Origin of the sequence: Burkholderia sp. Ac-20344 (assembly GCF_017104975.1) — a bacterium.
Classification (GTDB): Bacteria; Pseudomonadota; Gammaproteobacteria; order Burkholderiales; family Burkholderiaceae; genus Burkholderia.
The window spans coordinates 34,092-53,253 of record NZ_JAAGPP010000049.1; the positions used below are offsets into that span (position 1 = coordinate 34,092).

Sequence of the window (19,162 nt, forward strand, 5' to 3'; positions counted from 1 at the left end):
CCGCGGCCGGTTCGTCACGCCTTCTTGCGCCGGCTGCTTTCGAGGTTCGGCAGGAACACCGTCAGCACGCCGATCAGCGGCAGGAACGAGCACACCTTGTAGACGAACGTGACGCTCGTCGCGTCGGCGAGCTGGCCGAGCACGGCCGCGCCGACACCGCCGAGGCCGAACGCGAAGCCGAAGAACAGGCCCGCGACCATCCCGACCTTGCCGGGCATCAGCTCCGTCGCGTAGACGAGGATTGCGGCGAACGCCGACGCCAGAACGACGCCGATGATCACGGTCAGCACGCTCGTCCAGAACAGGTTCGCGTACGGCAGCAGCAGCGTGAACGGCGCGACGCCGAGGATCGACACCCAGATCACGTACTTGCGGCCGATCCGGTCGCCCACCGGCCCGCCGATCAGCGTGCCCGCCGCCACGGCCGCGAGGAACACGAACAGGTGGATCTGCGCGGCCTGCACCGACAGGTGGAACTTGTCGATCAGGTAGAACGTGAAATAGCTGTTGATGCTCGCGAGGTAGAAGTACTTCGAGAACACGAGCAGCACGAGCACGCCGATCGCGCCCATCACGCGGCCGCGCGACAGCGTCGGGTGGCCGGCCGCAGCCGCCTTCTTCTTCATCGACGGATGCTTCTTGTACCAGTGGCCGATCTGCGTGAGCACGATCATCGCGACGAGCGCGGCCGCCGAGAACCACGCAATGCTGTGCTGGCCGTGCGGAATGATCACGAGTGCGGCAAGCAGCGGCCCGAGCGCGGAACCCGCGTTGCCGCCGACCTGGAACACCGACTGCGCGAGCCCGTGGCGGCCGCCCGACGCCATTCGCGCGACGCGCGACGATTCGGGGTGGAACACCGACGAGCCGCAGCCGACGAGTGCCGCGGCCACCAGCAGCATCGGGAAATTCGACGCGGCCGACATCAGCAGCAGCCCCGCGAGCGTGAAGCCCATGCCGACCGGCAGCGAGTACGGTTTCGGACGCTTGTCGGTATAGAGACCGATGAGCGGCTGCAGCAGCGATGCGGTGATCTGGTAGGTGAGCGTGATCAGGCCGATCTGCGCGAACGACAGCGCGAACTGGCTCTTGAGCATCGGATAGATCGCGAGGATCAACGACTGGATCATGTCGTTGAGCATGTGCGAGAAGCTGATCGCGCCGAGCACCGGATAGACGGTGCCGGTGACGGGGGGCGCGGACGGCTGCGCGGCGGCTGCGCCGGCGGAGCCGGTGTCGAGGCTGGTTTCCATGTGAGAGCTGAACGAGTTGAGGTGGCGGGCGCGCTCTGCTGGGGATCGGCGCGTCTTGAATCGTTGCTGCGTCAAAGAAGTGTAATGTGGCGTATCGAGAATGTCCGGACAAGTTTTATCGTGAATCGGACATTCATCCGATGGATCGTCCGATGCCCGTTTTTTTGACCGGGTATAACGCTGGCGGCGCGCGTGCCCGTCAGCGGGGGCCGCGCCCGGGGCCGGTGCGTGGTTTCCCGGACTCAAGAAACGGCGGTGGCGGCCGTAGAAGGACCCAATGACAACAGGCGCACCGCGCCCGGCACCGGCTATCCGCCGTGCGGGCGCAGGACGCGCGGCATGGCCAGCCATCGCGGGAATGCCGGAGCGCCGGACCGCCGGAACCGACCTTTCCGGCCGCGTGATCAATACGGGGATAGTTCGATGAAAGCAGCATCTTTGCATCCACAGCCGGGTGCGGCCGCCGCCGCGCCGGACGTTGCCGCCGGTCGCGCCGCCCGGCGCCTGCGAGCGGCACGTCGCGAGCACCGGCCATGGACCGTCAAGGCGACGTTGCGCGCCGCATTCGCGATCCTGCTCGCCGGCACGCTGGCGATCGGCATGTTCTCGCTGTGGCAGATCAGCCGGCTGAATGCGTCGATCGCGTCGGTCTACGCGCAGGGCCACGTCGCGAGCCGCGCGGCCGAGGAGGTCCGGGCCGAAGTGCTGCGCGCGAGCCGTGCCCAGAAGATGCTGCTGACTGCGACCACCGCGAAGGAGCGCGACGAACTGGGCGCCGAGGTGGACGCGGGGCTCGCGTCGATCGGTCAGGCGCTCGGCACGCTGCAGCGCTACGCGGATCCGGCCGACGTCGACGATTCGGCGCGGCTGCATGCATTCTCGACAGCAGTCGGCACGTGGAGCGCGCACCTGCGCGATTTCGTCGCGCTCGTGCGTGCGCAGCCGCTCGACCTGTCGCAGATGAACTGGCAGGTCGGCACGCAGGACGTGTCGCTGCTGGTCGAGACCGGCAAGCTCGAGAAACTCGTCGCCGAACTCGTGAAGACGCGCGGCGCGAAGTCGAAGGCGACGCTCGATGCGTCCGCCACCATTTTCTCGTCGTCGTTCGCGATGATCGCGGCGATGACGGTCGCGCTGATCGTGCTCGCGATCGCGATCGCCGAGCGCGTCGTGCGCCGTCTCGCGTCGCAGCTCGGCGGCGAGCCCGCGCACGCGAAGGCGATCGCCGCGGACATCGCGCGCGGCGACCTGACGCGGCCGATCAAGCTGGGCCGGCACGACCGCGACAGCATGGTGCGTGCGCTGGCCGAGATGCAGACGGGGCTCGCGGCGACCGTCGGCGAGATCGCTGTCAGCGCCGAGGCGATCGCGGCCGCGTCGGGCGAGATCTCCACCGGCAATCTCGATCTGTCGAAGCGCACCGAGCAGCAGGCCGTCGCGCTCGAGCGCACCGCGGCCAGCATGGAGCAGCTCACGTCGACCGTCCGGCAGAACGCCGAGAACGCGCGGCAGGCGAGCGCGCTCGCGGCCAATGCGTCGGTCGTCGCGGAGACGGGCGGGGAAGTCGTCGGGCGCGTGGTGGCGACGATGAGCGAGATCGACGACAGCGCGAAGAACATCCGCGACATCATCGGCACGATCGAGGGGATCGCGTTCCAGACCAACATTCTCGCGTTGAACGCGGCGGTCGAAGCCGCACGCGCCGGCGAGCAGGGGCGCGGCTTCTCGGTGGTTGCGGGCGAGGTTCGCCTGCTCGCGCAGCGCGCGGCGACCGCGGCGAAGGAGATCCGCGCGCTGATCGGCGCGTCGGTCGAACGCGTCGCGAACGGTGCGGCGCTCGCGCACGATGCGGGCCGCACGATGGGGGACGTCGTGCGTGCGGTCAAGCGCGTGACCGACATCATCGGCGAAATTTCCGCCGCATCGGACGAGCAGAGCGCCGGGATCGACGAGATCGGCCGCGCGGTCACGCAGATGGACGCCGGCACCCAGCAGAACGCGGCACTCGTCGAGCAGGCGGCCGCCGCGGCGAACGCGCTCGACGAGCAGGCGCAGGCGTTGAAGTCGCTGGTCGGGCGCTTTCGCATCGCGGCCTGAGCGCGCCCGGCCGTTCGGTCGTTACGACTTCTTCTGCTTGTCGGGATCGATGATGACCGTGCAGGTCGTGCCCGCCGACAGCACCACGTCGGCCGGCACGTCGTCGATCTTGATGCGCACCGGTACCCGCTGCGCGAGGCGCACCCAGTTGAAGGTCGGGTTCACGTCCGCGACGAGGTCGCGGCTTTGCGGGTTGTCGCGATCGTAGATGCCGCGCGAAATGCTTTCGACGTGGCCCTTCATCACGCCGCCGCTCATCAGCCGCATCTCGGCCGGCGCGCCGATCTTCACGCGCGGCAGCTTGGTTTCCTCGAAGTAGCCGTAGACCCAGAACGAATGGCTGTCGACGATCGCGAGCTTCGCCTGGCCGGCCACCGCGTAGTTGCCCTTGAACGTCTGCAGGTTCGTGATGTAGCCGTCGACCGGTGCGACGACGCGCGTGCGCTCGAGGTTGAGCTTCGCGGCATCGAGCGCGGCGATCGCCTGCTGGTACTGCGCATCGGCGCTCGACGCGCTGTGCGCGGCGTTCTCGCGGTTTTCCTTCGACACGACGAGCGCATCGAGATCCGCGCGGCGGGCTGCGTCGTCGCGGCGCATCTGCAGTTCCGCGCGGCGGGCGGCGACAGCCGCCTGCGCCTGCTCGACCGCGATCTGGTAGTGCGACGGATCGATCTGCATGATCAGGTCGCCCTTTTTCACGAGCTGGTTGTCATGCACGGGCAATTCGACGATCGCGCCCGACACGTCCGGCGCGACGTTGACGATCTCGGCGCGCACGCGCCCGTCGCGCGTCCACGGATCGTCCATGTAGTGCACCCACAGCGAGCGCCCGATCAGGATCGCGACGAGAAGAATGACGGCGGTCGCGACGAAGCCGAAGAGTTTTCTGAGAATCATGATGGTTCGGAATCAACGGTAAACGGCAAGACTCAGTCCGCCGCAAATGCAGACGAGAAGGCAGGCCCGGAACAGCGACGGGTGCCAGACGAGACGGTAGAGGCCCGTGTAGGCGAGCAGGCGGTCGACGGCCCAGGTCGCGAGCGCGCCGAGGACGAACATCAGCACCACCGTGGGCATGTAGGCATCGAGAATGGCGATTTCACGCGGCATCATGACGAGGCTCCTGGTTGGGGACGCACGGGGCGGTTGCGGTTGAGCGCGGCGAGCGGCGATTCGGGATCGAGCAGGGCCGTGCGCACGAAATGCAGGTGGCTCAGGATGCGCTGCAGCCGGTGGCGCTCCTCGCGCGTCGGCGTGAACGCGTCGAGCGCCTGCCGGGTCGCGTCGATCGCATCGTTGACCGCGGCGAGCGTTGCATCGAAGCGCTCGGCGTCCGGACGGGTGAACAGCGACGACAGCGCGGCGCGCATCGTCTCGATCGCGCGTCGCCACGGCGTCGTCGGCGCATAGCGCGGGTCGGGCGGCAGCGTTGCCAGCTCGTGGCGCAGGTCGATGGCCGCGTTGCCGGTTTCGAGCACCACGAACATCCAGCGCAGCGCGTCGCGCTGCACGTCGGGCTGGTCGGCCGACAGCGTGTGCGCCTGGTACATCAGGTCGCGCGCGCCGCTCTCGAAGCGCGTGCGCAATCCGGCGAGCCGCGCGTGGCAGGCCGCGACGGCCTGGTGGCGCAGGTCGGCGAACAGCCGCTTCTTGAGCCACGGCGCGGTCGGCGGGAACAGCACCGCGAACGCGATCGCCGATACCAGCATCGACAGCAGGAGCGCGAGCGCGTCGTTCATGAAGCTCGTCGGATCGTAGTGCGTGATGCTGTCCGGGCCGGCGAGGAAGCAGAAGAAGATCAGGTAGCCCATCCCGTAGCCCGCGAGCTTCGGCTTCAGCGTCATGTAGATGCCGATCGCGAGCAACGGTGCGAGCGCCGCGCACAGCAGGACGAAGCCGTCGATTCGCGGGTAGATGCCGAACATCAGCAGGAAGCCGGTGCAAACGGCCAGCGCCGTGCCCATCCCCATCTGCGCGGCCATCGCGGTCGGGCGGGGCGCCGACGATGCAAGTGCGCAGGTCGCCGCGGCGTTCAGCACCAGCATCACGCCGCTCGGCCACGCGGTCTCGATCCAGAACCAGCCCAGCGCGAGAATCACCGTCGCAGTGCGGATCCCCGCGATCGTGGCGGCTGTCCGGTTGGTACGCGGCTCGTAGCGCTCGATCCAGCGTTCGCGCTCGTGCGTCGCGGTCGCGAGCGACGCATAGGTCGCCGCGTATTCCTGCAGGTCGGTGATGAAGCGGTACAGCAGCTCGGCGGCCGTATCGAAGTCGAGCAGCGGGAAGTCGGGCCGCGTTTCGAGTTCCGCGCGCGTCGCGCGGATGCGGCGCGGCAGCGCGTCGCGCCACGCGAGCAATTGCTCGGCCGAATGCGCGGCGTCGATCGACGTGCGCACGGGTTCGCCATGCCGCGTGAGCAGCGGCGCGATTTCGCGGAAATACGGTTCGATCGCATCGATCGCGGCCTGCGCACCGGCCGCGTGCAGCCGGTTCATCAGCTGGTGCAGCGCGTGAAAGCGGCTCGATGCGCTCATGAACTCGCTGTTCAGCCGTGCGAGGCGGCCGCTGCGCATCCGCGTGTCCGGATCCTCGAACACGGCCATGCTGCGCGCGGCCTCGAAACCGACCACGTCGGCGACGAAGCGCGTGTGAATGGTCTCGATGTGCGCGCGGTCGAGCTGGCCCGACAGCGCCGACGCGACGTAGTCGACGAAGCTGCCGAAGCGTTTGCGCACCGTCGTGCGCATCTGCTCGCCCGTGTACTGCGGAAACACGAGCGCGCTGACGACGCCGGCCGACACGATCCCGATGATGACTTCGGAGACGCGCGTCATCGCGCTCATGAATGCACCGTCAGGGTGTTGCGACGCGGGCAGGCCGATCAGCGCGGTCGTATAGCCGGCGAGCAGGAAGCCGTAGCTGCGGAAGTTGCGGTTGCGCGCGGCGCCGGCGGTGCACAGCGCGATCCACAGCGCGATCGCCAGCAGGAACAGCTGCGGCTGCTGCGGGAACAGCCCGACGAACGTGAGCGTCGCGATGAGCCCGAAGATCGTGCCGGCAACCCGGTAGAAGCTCTTTGCGAGCACGGCGCCGCTTTGCGGCTGCATCACGATGAAGACGGTCGTCATCGCCGTCTTCGGCGCCGGCAGGTCGAGCCGCATCGACACGCCGAGCGCGATGAAGGCCGCGAGCAGCGCCTTGAACAGGTAGAGCCACGCGGCGCCGTCGGTGCGGGCCCAGTCGCCGAACGCGGCGGTCCAGGCGGCGAACGGACCGCCGGCGGGCGTGGAAGCGGGGGAGGAGGCTGACATGGCGTCGCTCCGCGTTATCGTGCGGCCGGCACGCCGGACGCACCGGCGGCCGCGACCTGCGCGGACCGGGCGACCGCTGCCACGGGCTTCGCACCCGACGCGGCGGCAGGCGCGGCGGCGCCCGCGGCGGATTCATCGCCCGACGGATGGCCGCCCGGCACGTCCGTACCCGTCTCGACGCCGCCGCCGAGCGCGGCCATCAGCTGCGCGTGCGCGGCGAGGCGTTCCGCATCGATGCGGGCGGCCGTCTCCTGCGCGCGTAGCAGCTGCTGCTGCGCGATCAGCACGTTCACGTAGTCGGTCAGCCCGCGGCGGAAGCCTTCGCGCGACAGCTGGTAGCTGCGGTCGTTGGCGGCCACCGAGCGGGCGGCGTCCTTCTTCTGCGTATCGAGCGACCGGATCCGCACGACCTGGTCGGCGATGTCCTTGAGCGCACCGACGATCGTCTGGTTGTAGCGCTCGACCGCCTGGTCGTAGCCGGCATTCGCCGCGCCGAGCTGCGCGCGCAGCCGGCCGCCTTCGAAGATCGGCAGCGACAGCGCGGGGCCGGCCGTCCAGCCGCCGTTCATCGCGCGCAGGAAGTCGGTGAACGGCGCGGTCACGCCGAAGCCGCCGACCGTCGCGAGCAAGTCGATGTTCGGGTAGAACGACGCCTTCGCGACATCGATGCCGCGCGCCTGCGCGTCGACCGTCCAGCGCGCCGCGACCACGTCGGGGCGGCGGCCGAGCAGGTCGGCCGGCATCGCCGACGGCAGGCCGGCCGGTGCGTCGAGCGACAGCTGCGGCCGCTTGATCGTGTCGCCCGCGCCCGGGCCCTTGCCGGCCAGCGCGGCGAGCTGGTGCCGCGCGAGCTGGATCGCTTCCTCGTAGCTGTCGATCTGGCGCTCATAGTCGGGTAGCGTCGATTCCGCCTGGCTCACTTCGAGCTGCGTGCCGAGGCCGGCCTGCAGCCGCTTGCGCGCGAGATCGGCGAGCGAGCGCTGGCGTTCGAACGTTGCGTGCGCGAGGTCGAGCAGCGCATAGTTCATCGACATGCCGACATACGCGCGCACCACGTTGACTTCGAGCTCGAGCTTCGCCGCACGCGCGTCGGCGGCGGTCGCATGCGCGGTGTCGAGCGCGCGCTCGGTCGCGTTCTTGTCCTTGCCCCACAGGTCGAGGTGGTACGACAGGCCGAGTGTGCCGGTGTTGTTCCAGGTATCGGCGTTCGCGAGCGGGCCGGGGCCGTAGTACACGTTGTCCGGCCAGTGCTCGCGCATCAGCGAGAGGTTGCCGTTGATCTGCGGCAATTCGGCCGAGCGGGCCACGCGCGCCATTGCCTGCGCTTCGCGCACCCGTGCCTCGGCGGCCGCGAGCGTCGGGTTGCCGGCCTGGGCGTTGGCGATCCAGGCGTCGAGTTGCGGATCGCGGTAGGCGCGCCACCAGTCGGCCGCGGGCCAGCCCGCGTCACGGTCGGCCGCCCGGATCGCGGCGCCCGCGTCGAGCGCGTTCGCCTCGATGCGGGCCGACTGCGGCTTGTTGTCGCCCATGCTCGCGCACCCGGCCATTATTAATGAGACTGCAAGAACCGCCAGTGCGAGCGTCCCTTTTGTCGCCGGAGACTGCACGATTTTCTCCCTTTCGGATATAGATGAGTCGGATGCGATTATATTTTTCAGTGATTCCTGAATAAATGGACAAGGGTGCAAGTCATTTTTACGAATCCTGAGACAATACTTGTTCGCCTCTGTGCAACAATCCCTCCGGATTCAAACGGGTAATGGGATGGATACGTTACAAAACATGCGGGTGTTCGTCCGCGTGGTCGACGCGGGAAGCTTTACCGCGGCCGCCCAGCAGATGAATTCGACCACCGCCTACGCGTCACGCGCGGTCTCGGACCTCGAGGCGCACCTGCGCACGCGCCTCCTGAACCGCACGACACGCCGGATCGCGCTGACCGAAGCCGGCGAGCGCTACCTGCAGCGCTGCGAGCAGATCCTCGCGTATGTCGACCAGGCCGAAGCCGAGGCGGGCGACGCGCACGCGCGCCCGTCGGGCAAGCTGAAGGTGCATTGCTTCACGAGCCTCGGCCAGCACTACCTGGTGCCGGCCATCGCGCGCTATCGCGAGCGCTATCCGGACGTGCACGTCGAGCTGACGCTCGCGCAGCGGATGCCCGACCTGCTCGACGAGGGGTATGACGTCGCGATCGTCGTCGGCCGCGACCTGCCGGATTCGGGGCTCGTGTCGCAGCGGCTCGGGGAGAGCTACAGCGTGGTGTGCGCGTCGCCCGGCTATGTCGACGCGCACGGCGCGCCGCATACGCCGGCGGATCTCGGGCAGCACGTCTGTCTCGGGATGGTCGCGCCGGGCTTTCACTTCGACGAGTGGGCGCTGTCGGGGCCGCACGGCGACGAGGTGATTCCGATCACGGCGCCGCCGTTCCGCGTGAACGTCGCCGAGGCGCTCGCGGTGGCCGTGCGGGAAGGGATGGGGATCGGCGGGTTGCCGCTCTACTCGGCGATCGGCGGGCTGCGCAGCGGCAACATCGTGCGCGTGATGCCCGAGTACCGGTCGCACGTGATGAACATCTACGCGCTGTATCCCTCGCGCCAGTACCTCGACGCGAAAATCCGCACCTGGGTCGATTTCCTGCGCGACGAGCTGCCGGCCACGCTCGAAGCCGACGAAGCCGCGCTCGCGCAGTACACGCATGCGACATGACGGCGCGGTGGACTGCAATCTGACGAGATTTGTCCTTCACGCAACATTTTTTTACGAACGCGTGTCAGACAGTTTGATACTGTGGGAATTAACGAGATACGCAACCCCGGAGCAGCAATGGATACGCACCTGATGATCGGCCTTGGAGTCCTGCTTGGCGCGGCTGCGGCCGCCGCGGCGACCCGCGACCTGCTGCGCGCGATGAAGGCGAAGGCGCAGATGAAGCCGGTGCCGGTGCGAGTGCGCGAGCCGCGCCGCCCCGGCCGCTGATCCCGCGGCCACGCTCCGGGTCGGAACAGGCCGCGCAATGCGGCCGGGCGGGCTCGGCGTTCAGCCGAGCTCGACGACCTTGTCCCACGCGAACGCGGTATTTTCCAGTTCGCCGGTGCGCCGGTGGATGTAGCCGCGCGGATTGCACACCACGCGTGTGCCGCCGTCCGCCACATAATCGAATGATGTATGCGTGTGGCCGTGGAGCCACAGATCTACCGGCGGCTGCACCAGTTCCGCCATGTCCGTGACGAATCCCGCCGACGCAAGATCTTCCGCATAGCGCTCCGCCAGCGAGCGGCGGTGCGGCGCATGGTGGGTGACGACGATCGTCCGGCCCGCGAACGGCGTCGCGAGCTGCGTTTCCAGCCACGCTCGGCCGCGTCGATGCAGCGCGATTGCGTCGGCCGGCGAGAAATCCCGTTCCGGGGTACCCGGCGCCACATGCAGCGCCGCGTCGTGCGGCCAGGTCACCTGGATCAGTCCCTTGAAATCGAGCATCACGCGAAGCCCGGCCTCGATTGCGCCCGCGACGCTGGCTTCGTCGGCGCCGAACAGCGAAAAATCGGCCCAGAGCGTCGTGCCGAGCACGCGGAACCGCTGCCCGGGATCGACGTAGACGTCGTTGTTCAGGTAATGCACGTTGTCGAGCGCCTGCGCTGCATCGCGCATCGCCGTCTCCAGCGCGCCGAATTCCCCGTCGTAGTACTCGTGGTTACCCGGCACGTAGATCACCGGCACCGCGGGATCGAACGTTTCGGCGGCCCAGCGCAGGCCTTCCGCATGATTGTGGATGTCGCCGGCCAGCACGACGAGATCCGCGTCGGCATGCGGGATCGCGTCGGGCAGGTTGCTTTCGAGATGCAGGTCTGACAGGACGCGGACTTTCACGGGCGTGGCTCCGGAGTGGGCGGCTTCAGCGCAGGACCTTGCCGGGATTCATCAGGCCGCGCGGGTCGAGCGCGGTCTTCAGCGTGCGCATCAGCGCCGTTTCGACCGGCGACTTGTAGCGTTGCGCGTCGTCGATCTTCAACTGGCCGATGCCGTGCTCCGCGCTGATCGTGCCGTGGTGGCGGTGCACGTTGTCGTAGACGATCCGGTTGATCGGCGCCTGAAAGGCGGCCAGGAACGCTTTCGGATCGCCGCCTTCGGGCATCTGCACGTTGTAGTGGAGATTACCGTCGCCGAGGTGGCCGAACGTGACCATCCGCGCGCCCGGCGCGGCCTGCTGGATCGCCGCGTCGGTCTCGTCGATGAAGCGCGCGATCGACGAAATCGGCACCGCGATGTCGTGCTTGATGTTGAGTCCCTCGTCGGCCTGCGCGAGCGGGATGTGCTCGCGCAGGTCCCAGAACGCGCGCGACTGCGCGAGATTCTCCGCGACCACCGCGTCGACCACGAGCCCGGCCTCGAACGCTTCTTCCATCAGTTTCTCGAACAGCCCGCGCGCATGCGCTTCGCTTTCGTTGTCGGACAGTTCGAGCAGCACCGTCTGCGCATGCGTCTGCGCGAACGGGTAGCGCAGTTGCGGGTAGTGCTTGCCGACGAGCTGCATGCAGAAGTCCGACATCAGCTCGAAGCCGGTCAGCAGCGGCCCGGCCGCGCGTTGCGCGAGGGCGAGGAAATCGAGCGCCGCGTGCGGCGATTCCAGCGCGGCGAGTGCCGTGACCTGCGCGGCCGGCAGCGGATGCAGTTTCATCACGGCCGCCGTGATGATCCCGAGCGTGCCTTCCGCGCCGATGAACAGGTCGCGCAGGTCGTAGCCGGTGTTGTCCTTGCGCAGGCCACGCAGGCCTTCCCAGATTTCACCCTGCGGCGTGACGACCTCCAGCCCCAGACACAGCTCGCGTGCGTTGCCGTAGCGCAGCACCGCAGTGCCGCCCGCATTGGTCGACAGGTTGCCGCCGATCGTGCAGCTGCCTTCCGCCGCAAGGCTCAGCGCGAACAGCCGGCCGCCGGCGCGGGCGCGCGCCTGCACGTCGGCGAGGATCACGCCGGCTTCGACGGTGATCGTGTTGTTGTGCGGATCGAGCGCGCGCACGCGGTTCAGGCGCGCGACGCTCAGGACGGCCTGGCTGCCGCTCGCGTCGGGCGTGGCGCCGCCGGCAAGGCCCGTGTTGCCGCCTTGCGGCACGAGCGCGATGCCGTGTGCGTTGGCCAGCTTGACGAGCGCGGCGACTTCGGCCGTGTTCGCGGGCCTCAGCACCGCGCACGCGGCACCCTTGTAGCGGTGGCGCCAGTCGGTCAGGAACGGTTCGGTATCGTGCGGGTCGGTCAGTACATGGTCGGCGCCGATCGCATCGCGGCACGCGGAAACGAAAGCTTCGGAGGACATCATCACCTTGTCGCGTAAGGGTCAGGACGCGGCGCGCGACTTCTTTGCCGCGCGCTTGTACGGCGCGACGTACGCCAGCGCCGCCACGAAGAAGCCGACGGCGAGCGCGGTTTCGCACCAGCCGAGCGTTGCGGACAGCCCGCGATCGGACATGCCTCGCACGACGCCTTCGGCGAAATAGACGAGTATCAGCATGCTCGCCCACTGCATCGTATAGATGTTACGCCGCCAGACGCCGGGCAGCGCGAGCGCGAGCGGGATGGCCTTCAGCATCAGCGCGGAGCCGCCCGGGCGCAGCGGCGCGAGCCACAGCTCCCACGCGAGCGACAGCGCGATCAGCGCGACGAGGCACGCGATGGCGATCAGCGCGTAGCGCGGCCGGGCCGCGACGGCGGGGCGGGCGGGGGCGTTCATGCGGCCTCGGCGGCCTGGGCGCTGGACAGGGCGGCCGCCGCGCGCGCGAGCCGCACGCCGAGCGCGGCCGCGAGCGCCTTTTCGTCCGCCGACAGCCCGGCGGTTGCCGAGCGATCGTGCTGCGCGACGTGCGACGCGCCGTACGGCGTGCCGCCCGTGCGCGTCGTGGTGAGCGCGGATTCCGTATACGGGATCCCGACGATCATCATCCCGTGATGGAGCAGCGGCAGCATCATCGACAGCAACGTCGATTCCTGGCCGCCGTGCAGGCTGCCCGTCGACGTGAACACGCTGGCCGGCTTGCCGGTCAGCGCGCCCGACAGCCATTGCGGCGTGGTGCCGTCGAGGAAATACTTGAGCGGGGCGGCCATGTTGCCGAAGCGGGTCGGCGAGCCGAGCGCGAGGCCCGCGCATTCCTCGAGATCGCGTAGTTCCGCGTACGGCGGGCCGTCGGCGGGGATGTCGGGGGCGGTGGCTTCGCAGACGGCCGACACGGGCGGCACGGTGCGGATGCGGGCCTGCATGCCCGGCACGCTGTCGATGCCGTTCGCGATCGCGAGCGCGAGATCGCGCGTGGCGCCGTGACGGCTGTAATAGAGGACGAGGATGTCTTTCATGGGCTACGGAAGCCGCGTGCGGCCGCGCGCGTGCCCGGTGCAGTCGGCCCCTGCTGGAATCGAGCGGCTATTATAGGGGCTGAAGCCGTCGCGCAGCGCGGCGGCGGCGCGCCGTCGGGCGCGCGGTATCAGGAAGGAGAAACCGTTTGCCGAAGTTGAGCGTCGATCTCGACACCCTCAAGCGCCTGGCGCAGTTCGCGGCCCGGCGCAGCGCCGAGGATCGCATCCCGCAAGTGGCGGGCAGCCTGACGTTCACGACGATGCTGGCGCTCGTGCCGCTCGTGACGGTCGCGTTCGCGCTGTTCACCGCGTTCCCGATGTTCGCGTCGTTCCAGATCTCGCTGCAGGGGTTCCTCGCGGATCACCTGATGCCCGCGCAGTTCAACATCCAGATCTTCAAGTACCTGAACCAGTTCGCATCGAAGGCGAAGGGGCTGACGACGGCCGGCCTGATCGTGCTCGTCGTCACGTCGGTGATGACGATGATGACGATCGAGTCGGCTTTCAATCTGATCTGGCGCGTGCGCAAGCCCCGGCCGTTCGCGCAGCGCGTGCTCGCGTACTGGGCGCTGATCACGCTCGGCCCGCTGCTGTTCGGCGTGAGCCTGTCGATCTCGTCGTACCTGTTCACGCAGTCGCTTGCCTTTACCGGCGCAGCACCGTCGACGTCGATCGTCGAGTGGCTGCTCGCGCTCGTGTCGCTGCCGCTGACGGTGCTCGCGTTCACGCTGCTGTACGTGTACCTGCCGAACTGCACGGTTGCGTGGCGCGACGCGGTGATCGGCGGGCTGTTCGCGGCCGTCGCGTTCGAGCTCGCGAAGCGCGGCTTCGGCTACTACGTGCGGCGCATCCCGACCTATACGGCCGTCTATGGTGCGTTCGCAGCGCTGCCCGTGTTCCTGCTGTGGGTGTACCTGAGCTGGTTCATCGCGCTGCTCGGCGCGATGGTGGCCTCCGCGCTGCCGGCGATCCGCGTCGGCCAGTTCCACCGCATCCACTATCCGGGCAGCGACCTGCTCGACGCGCTGGAAATGCTCGCGCGACTCGCCGAAGCACGCACGGCCGGCAAGCGCGGCTACACGGCGATGCGGCTCGCGACCATGCTGCGCTGCGACATGGAAACCGCGCAGCGCCTGTTGACGACGATGGAGGAGCGGGAATGGGTTGCGCGGCTGGATGGTGGCGGCGAGACCACACCGCGCTACATCCTGCTCGCGAACCCGGAGCAGCTGACGCTCGCGCAGCTGTTCGACGTGCTGGTGATCGACCGCACGGAGCTCACCTACCAGCTGCAGCGGCGCCGCAGCCATGTCGATGGCGCGGCGCTGCTCGCGGTGCTGTCGAGCGACCGCTTCGACGTGTCGCTCGCGTCGCTGATCGCCACGCACCGGCTCGCGGGGGCGCAGCCGGCGGGAGTCCCAGGGCAGGCGCCGGGCGCCGTGTCGGATCCGCACGCGCGGCCGCCGCGGACCGCGTGAGCGGGGCGCCCGGCCGTTACAACGGAATCTTGCCCGTGCAAATATCCTTGAACATCACCCAGTCGCCCATCAGGCTGTAGATCGGGTGCCGGAACGTGGCCGGGCGGTTCTTCTCGAAGAAGAAGTGTCCGACCCACGCGAACCCGTAGCCGCAGACGATTGCTGCCGGCAGCCACAGCCAGTCGCCGGTCGCGATCGCCATCGCGACGCAGCCGATCACGCCGAGCGAGCCGATGAAATGCAGCCGCCGCGACGTCAGGTTCTGGTGTTCGTTCAGGTAATACGGGTAGAAATCAGCGAAGCTGGCGAATTGCTCCGAATGCGTATGCGCCATGGCCGTCTCCTCGGGCCGCTGTTCATGAGGCCATTGTGCTGCCGGCGGCCCGCTTCCGCAAGCGGGGGGACGGCCCGCCGCGCGGGCACGCGCTTTCCTTTTGACAGGCTTTCCGATAGGATCGAAAGAGGTTTTGCATTCAAGCAAGAGGGGACTACGATGCGCGTCAGCGATATTCTGAAAGTGAAGGGCAACACGCTGTTTACGGTGACGCCCGATAAGCCGCTGCGCGAAGCGGTCGATACGATGGCCGAGCACGACATCGGTTCGCTCGTCGTGATGGAGTACGGCGATCTCGTCGGGATGCTGACGTTCCGCGAGATCATCCTGCGCCTGCACGTGAACGGCGGCGCGATCGGCGACGTGCAGGTGCGCAAGGTGATGGACGAGCCGCTCACGTGCACGCCGGAAACGGACGTCAACGAAGTGCGCCGGATGATGCTCGAGCGCCACGCGCGCTACATGCCGGTGCTCGACAAGAAGGTGCTGATGGGCGTCATTTCGTTCTACGACGTCGCGAAGACGGTCGTCGAGGCGCAGAGCTTCGAGAACCGGATGCTGAAGGCGTACATCCGCGACTGGCCGGAATCGGAAGCCGAAGCGCACAAGTCGTGAACCACGCCGCGCCCGTCGCCGTCATGCGCGGGCGCCGCCACCCGGCATGCGGCGGCGCAGGTTTGTCCTGCGCCGCCGTTTTTCCAATGACCACACGAGGCCCGCGCAGCGCTGCCCAGACAACGCGCGCGTATTCCGCATGAGCGATCAAACGCAAGCCACTTCCGGGCGGCGTGACGAACGGCGCGCGCACGCGTCGCAGTTCGACCTGCTGCGCGAGCGCCGTTTCGCGCCGTTCTTCACGACCCAGTTCCTCGGCGCGCTGAACGACAACGTCTTCAAGATCGGCTTCACGTCGCTCGTCACCTATCACACCGCGCGGTTCTCCGGCGTCGATGCGAAGACGGCGGCCTTCCTGATTTCCGCGATCTTCATCCTGCCGTTCGTGCTGTTCTCGGCGACGTCCGGCCAGATCGCCGACAAGTACGACAAGGCGACCCTCACGCGCTTCGTGAAGTCCTTCGAGATCGTGCTGATGCTGGTCGGCGCGGCCGGCTTCGTCACGCACAGCGCATCGCTGCTGTATCTGTGCACGTTCATGATGGGGATGCACTCGACGCTGTTCGGGCCCGTCAAGTATTCGTACCTGCCGCAGCATCTCGGCGAGCATGAACTGGTCGGCGGTAACGGCCTCGTCGAGATGGGCACGTTCATCGCGATCCTGATCGGCACGATCATCGGCGGCGCGGCGGCAGGTATCGAAGGCAGCGGCGAGCGCGTGCTCGCGGTGAGCGTCGTCGTCATTGCACTCGCGGGGCGGCTCGTCGCGCAGCGCGTGCCGTCCACGCCGGCGCCGCAGCCCGATCTCGTGATCAACTGGAATCCGGTCAGCGAGACCTGGCGCAACCTCGGGCTCGCACGCCAGAACCGCACCGTGTTCCTGAGCCTGCTCGGCATCTCGTGGTTGTGGTTCGTCGGCGCGACGTTCCTCACGTCGTTCTTCAATTTCGCGAAGGACGTGCTGTCCGCGAGCCCCGACGTCGTCACGATCCTGCTTGCGACGTTCTCGGTCGGCATCGGCCTCGGCTCGCTGCTGTGCGAACGGCTGTCACAGCGGCGCGTCGAGATCGGCCTCGTGCCGCTCGGCTCGATCGGCATCAGCGTGTTCGCGATCGAGCTGTATTTCGCGAGCCACGCGCTGCCGTCGCCCGGCCATCTGCTGTCGGTCGGCGAGTTCCTGGCCGGCGCGCGCCACTGGCGCATCCTGGCGGACCTGTTCCTGCTCGCGATGTTCGGCGGCTTCTACAGCGTGCCGCTGTACGCGCTGATCCAGAGCCGCAGCGCACCCACGCACCGCGCGCGGATCATCGCGGCGAACAACATCCTGAACGCGCTGTTCATGATCCTGTCGGCCGTGATGGCGATGGGGCTGACCAAGGCCGGCGTCGGCATCCCGGGGCTGTTCCTCGTCACCGCGCTGTTGAACGTGATCGTGGCCGCGTACATCTATCTGCTCGTGCCCGAGTTCCTGCTGCGCTTCGTTGCGTGGGTGCTCGTGCATACCTTCTACCGGATTCGCCTCGTGCACGCGGAGCGGATTCCGGCGGAAGGGGCGGCCGTGCTCGTGTGCAACCACGTCAGCTACGTCGATGCGCTCGTGCTGGCTGCTGCGAGCCCGCGCCCGATCCGTTTCGTGATGGATCACCGGATCTTCAAGACGCGCTTCGCGAGCTGGGTGTTCCGGCACGCGAAGGCGATCCCGATCGCGCCGCGTCACGAAGATCCCGCGATGCTCGCGCGCGCATACGACGCATGCGAGGCTGCGCTGAAGGACGGCGAACTCGTGTGCATCTTCCCCGAGGGCAAGCTGACGAAGACGGGCGACATCAATACGTTCCACCACGGCATCACGGAGATCCTGAGCCGCACGCCGGCGCCCGTGATTCCGATGGCGCTGCGCGGGCTGTGGGGCAGCTATTTTTCGCGGCATTCCGATGCGCGGATGCCGCGACCCATCAAGCGCGGCGTGATGAGCCGGCTGACGCTGGCGGTCGGCGAGCCGATCCCGGCGTCGGTCGCGACGCCCGAGTCGCTGCAGGCCGCGGTAACGGAACTGCGCGGCGCGCGGAAGTAAGGGGCAGGCGGTGCCGCGTCTGGCGGGTTTGCGCCGGTCGATGGCTCCGAGCGGTAGTGGATTCAGGCGTCCCCACGTGATTGCCCGTCCACGCGAGGGGCGGCGTGCTTGTGCCTCGGCGGGTGGCGGCCACGACGCATGGCCTGTGGCGATGTGCCGGGTAGGTCCCGCGCTGCCGGGACGACTGGCATAATATAGGCCTGTCTATATTTCACGACTTGCAAGATATAGGCCTGTCGATATTTCGGCAGGCCTGTACTGGTCTGTCCATTTCTTATTCGGCGGTTCCATCATGTCCGGCAATACCCTCGGCACGCTTTTCACTGTCACGACCTTCGGCGAATCGCACGGTCCCGCGATCGGTTGCGTGATCGACGGCTGCCCGCCGGGAATGGGGCTGACCGAAGCCGACATCCAGGTCGAGCTCGATCGCCGCAAGCCCGGCACGTCGCGGCACGTGACGCAACGGCAGGAGGCCGACGAGGTCGAGATCCTGTCGGGCGTGTTCGAAGGCGTGACGACCGGCACGCCGATCGCGCTGCTGATCCGCAACACCGACCAGCGCAGCAAGGACTACGGCAATATCGTCGAGACGTTCCGTCCGGGCCACGCCGACTACACCTACTGGCAGAAGTACGGCATCCGCGACTACCGCGGCGGCGGCCGCTCGTCCGCGCGCCTGACCGCGCCGATCGTCGGCGCGGGTGCGGTCGCGAAGAAGTGGCTGCGCGAGCGCTTCGGCGTCGAGGTGCGCGGCTACATGAGCGGCCTCGGCGAGATCGACGTGCCGTTCGTCGACTGGTCGTACGTGCACGAAAATCCGTTCTTTTCGCCGAATGCGGCGGTCGTGCCGGAGCTCGAGGCGTACATGGATGCGCTGCGCAAGGACGGCGATTCGATCGGCGCGCGCATCGACGTCGTCGCATCGGGTGTGCCGGTTGGCTGGGGTGAGCCGGTGTTCGACCGGCTCGATGCGGACATCGCAAAGGCGATGATGAGCATCAACGCGGTGAAGGGCGTCGAGATTGGTGCAGGCTTTGAAAGCGTCGCGCAGCGCGGCTCGGTGCACGGCGACGAGCTGACGCCGGGCGGTTTCGTCGGCAACCATGCGGGTGGCGTGCTCGGCGGGATTTCGACGGGGCAGGACATCACCGTATCGATCGCGATCAAGCCGACGTCGAGCATCCGCACGCCGCGCCGGTCGATCACGAAGGCCGGCGAAGAGGCGACGGTGGAAACGTTCGGTCGTCACGATCCGTGCGTCGGCATTCGTGCGACGCCGATCGCCGAGTCGATGCTCGCCCTGGTGCTGATCGATCATGCGCTGCGCCATCGCGCGCAGTGCGGGGACGTCGAGACACCGACGCCGAAGATCGCGGGCAGCGCGACCTGACGCAAGCGGGCGGGGCGCTGGGCGTCTCGCCCGGCAGTTGCGCGGAGAATGCAAAACGGGGCGCTGCTTCAGGCAGCGCCCCGTTTCGTTTACGGCAGCCCCAAAAAACGCGCCGCTCGTGGCGGCGCGCTCCGGCAATTACATGTTCGGGTAATTCGGCCCGCCACCGCCTTCCGGCGTGACCCACACGATGTTCTGCGTCGGGTCCTTGATGTCGCAGGTCTTGCAGTGCACGCAGTTCTGCGCGTTGATCACCAGGCGGTCG

18 protein-coding genes are annotated in these 19,162 nt (G+C 68.0%); 7 read left to right on the forward strand and 11 right to left on the reverse strand.

Translation table 11 applies throughout. The features are described 5' to 3' along the window. Positions 1–14: 14 nt before the first annotated feature. Complete coding sequence (locus G3N64_RS17545; RefSeq protein WP_205785068.1) at positions 15–1,253, reverse strand: MFS transporter; 1,239 nt, start codon at positions 1,251–1,253, stop codon at positions 15–17. A 423-nt stretch (positions 1,254–1,676) separates the two neighbouring features. Here G3N64_RS17545 and G3N64_RS17550 point away from each other — a divergent pair, with 423 nt between their 5' ends. Continuing rightward, positions 1,677–3,350 (forward strand): methyl-accepting chemotaxis protein, encoded by a 1,674-nt coding sequence (locus G3N64_RS17550; protein WP_205785069.1) that lies wholly within the window; start codon positions 1,677–1,679, stop codon positions 3,348–3,350. Positions 3,351–3,371: 21 nt separating this feature from the next. On the opposite strand, the gene G3N64_RS17555 is transcribed toward G3N64_RS17550, so the two are convergent. The 4 genes from G3N64_RS17555 to G3N64_RS17570 are packed head-to-tail and all read right to left on the reverse strand — an operon-like array spanning position 3,372 to position 8,268. Beyond that, positions 3,372–4,247 (reverse strand): HlyD family secretion protein, encoded by an 876-nt coding sequence (locus G3N64_RS17555; RefSeq protein ID WP_011351755.1) that lies wholly within the window; start codon positions 4,245–4,247, stop codon positions 3,372–3,374. 12 nt (positions 4,248–4,259) lie between these two features. Continuing rightward, positions 4,260–4,463 carry a DUF1656 domain-containing protein gene (locus G3N64_RS17560; RefSeq protein WP_011351756.1) on the reverse strand — a complete coding sequence of 68 codons (204 nt, stop codon included), beginning with the start codon at positions 4,461–4,463 and terminating at the stop codon, positions 4,260–4,262. After that, entirely contained in the window at positions 4,460–6,661 is a 2,202-nt protein-coding gene (locus G3N64_RS17565) for an FUSC family protein (RefSeq protein ID WP_205785070.1), read from the reverse strand. The genes G3N64_RS17560 and G3N64_RS17565 overlap by 4 nt, the downstream gene beginning before the upstream one ends. A gap of 14 nt (positions 6,662–6,675) precedes the next feature. Beyond that, a complete protein-coding gene (locus tag G3N64_RS17570; protein ID WP_205785071.1) occupies positions 6,676–8,268 on the reverse strand; it encodes an efflux transporter outer membrane subunit in 1,593 nt (530 codons plus the stop codon). Positions 8,269–8,425: 157 nt separating this feature from the next. Here G3N64_RS17570 and G3N64_RS17575 point away from each other — a divergent pair, with 157 nt between their 5' ends. Both G3N64_RS17575 and G3N64_RS17580 read left to right on the forward strand, forming a co-directional pair. Beyond that, positions 8,426–9,367 (forward strand): LysR family transcriptional regulator, encoded by a 942-nt coding sequence (locus G3N64_RS17575; protein WP_205785072.1) that lies wholly within the window; start codon positions 8,426–8,428, stop codon positions 9,365–9,367. A 117-nt stretch (positions 9,368–9,484) separates the two neighbouring features. Continuing rightward, positions 9,485–9,637 (forward strand): hypothetical protein, encoded by a 153-nt coding sequence (locus G3N64_RS17580; RefSeq protein ID WP_006476208.1) that lies wholly within the window; start codon positions 9,485–9,487, stop codon positions 9,635–9,637. A gap of 60 nt (positions 9,638–9,697) precedes the next feature. Here the strand turns inward: G3N64_RS17580 and G3N64_RS17585 are convergent, their stop codons facing one another. Genes G3N64_RS17585 through wrbA form a run of 4 tightly spaced genes read right to left on the reverse strand, consistent with a single transcriptional unit; the run spans position 9,698 to position 13,003 of the window. Further along, positions 9,698–10,528, reverse strand: a complete 831-nt coding sequence (locus G3N64_RS17585) for a metallophosphoesterase (protein WP_205785073.1) — start codon at positions 10,526–10,528, stop codon at positions 9,698–9,700. A 25-nt stretch (positions 10,529–10,553) separates the two neighbouring features. Continuing rightward, the gene (locus G3N64_RS17590; RefSeq protein ID WP_205785074.1) at positions 10,554–11,975 is read right to left on the reverse strand and encodes an FAD-binding oxidoreductase; all 1,422 of its coding nucleotides are present in this window, start codon (positions 11,973–11,975) and stop codon (positions 10,554–10,556) included. An 18-nt stretch (positions 11,976–11,993) separates the two neighbouring features. Beyond that, positions 11,994–12,386 carry a DUF2069 domain-containing protein gene (locus G3N64_RS17595; RefSeq protein ID WP_205785075.1) on the reverse strand — a complete coding sequence of 131 codons (393 nt, stop codon included), beginning with the start codon at positions 12,384–12,386 and terminating at the stop codon, positions 11,994–11,996. After that, entirely contained in the window at positions 12,383–13,003 is a 621-nt protein-coding gene (wrbA, locus tag G3N64_RS17600) for an NAD(P)H:quinone oxidoreductase (RefSeq protein ID WP_205785076.1), read from the reverse strand. The genes G3N64_RS17595 and wrbA overlap by 4 nt, the downstream gene beginning before the upstream one ends. A gap of 146 nt (positions 13,004–13,149) precedes the next feature. On the opposite strand from wrbA, the gene G3N64_RS17605 reads away from it, so the two are divergent. Further along, positions 13,150–14,481 carry a YihY family inner membrane protein gene (locus G3N64_RS17605; RefSeq protein ID WP_205785077.1) on the forward strand — a complete coding sequence of 444 codons (1,332 nt, stop codon included), beginning with the start codon at positions 13,150–13,152 and terminating at the stop codon, positions 14,479–14,481. Between the two features lie 16 nt (positions 14,482–14,497). Here G3N64_RS17605 and G3N64_RS17610 read toward each other — a convergent pair whose 3' ends face one another. Continuing rightward, the gene (locus G3N64_RS17610; RefSeq protein WP_174912726.1) at positions 14,498–14,815 is read right to left on the reverse strand and encodes an Mpo1-like protein; all 318 of its coding nucleotides are present in this window, start codon (positions 14,813–14,815) and stop codon (positions 14,498–14,500) included. Between the two features lie 159 nt (positions 14,816–14,974). Between G3N64_RS17610 and G3N64_RS17615 the strand changes: the two genes are divergently transcribed. The 3 genes from G3N64_RS17615 (at position 14,975) to aroC (ending at position 18,897) form a co-directional block, all read left to right on the forward strand. Then, complete coding sequence (locus G3N64_RS17615; RefSeq protein WP_006755543.1) at positions 14,975–15,430, forward strand: CBS domain-containing protein; 456 nt, start codon at positions 14,975–14,977, stop codon at positions 15,428–15,430. 139 nt (positions 15,431–15,569) lie between these two features. Then, complete coding sequence (locus G3N64_RS17620; RefSeq protein ID WP_205785078.1) at positions 15,570–17,504, forward strand: MFS transporter; 1,935 nt, start codon at positions 15,570–15,572, stop codon at positions 17,502–17,504. 292 nt (positions 17,505–17,796) lie between these two features. After that, positions 17,797–18,897 (forward strand): chorismate synthase, encoded by a 1,101-nt coding sequence (gene aroC / locus G3N64_RS17625; protein ID WP_205785079.1) that lies wholly within the window; start codon positions 17,797–17,799, stop codon positions 18,895–18,897. 138 nt (positions 18,898–19,035) lie between these two features. On the opposite strand, the gene G3N64_RS17630 is transcribed toward aroC, so the two are convergent. After that, the coding region (locus G3N64_RS17630) for a 4Fe-4S dicluster domain-containing protein (protein ID WP_131931286.1) at positions 19,036–19,162 on the reverse strand (127 nt) is incomplete at its 5' end.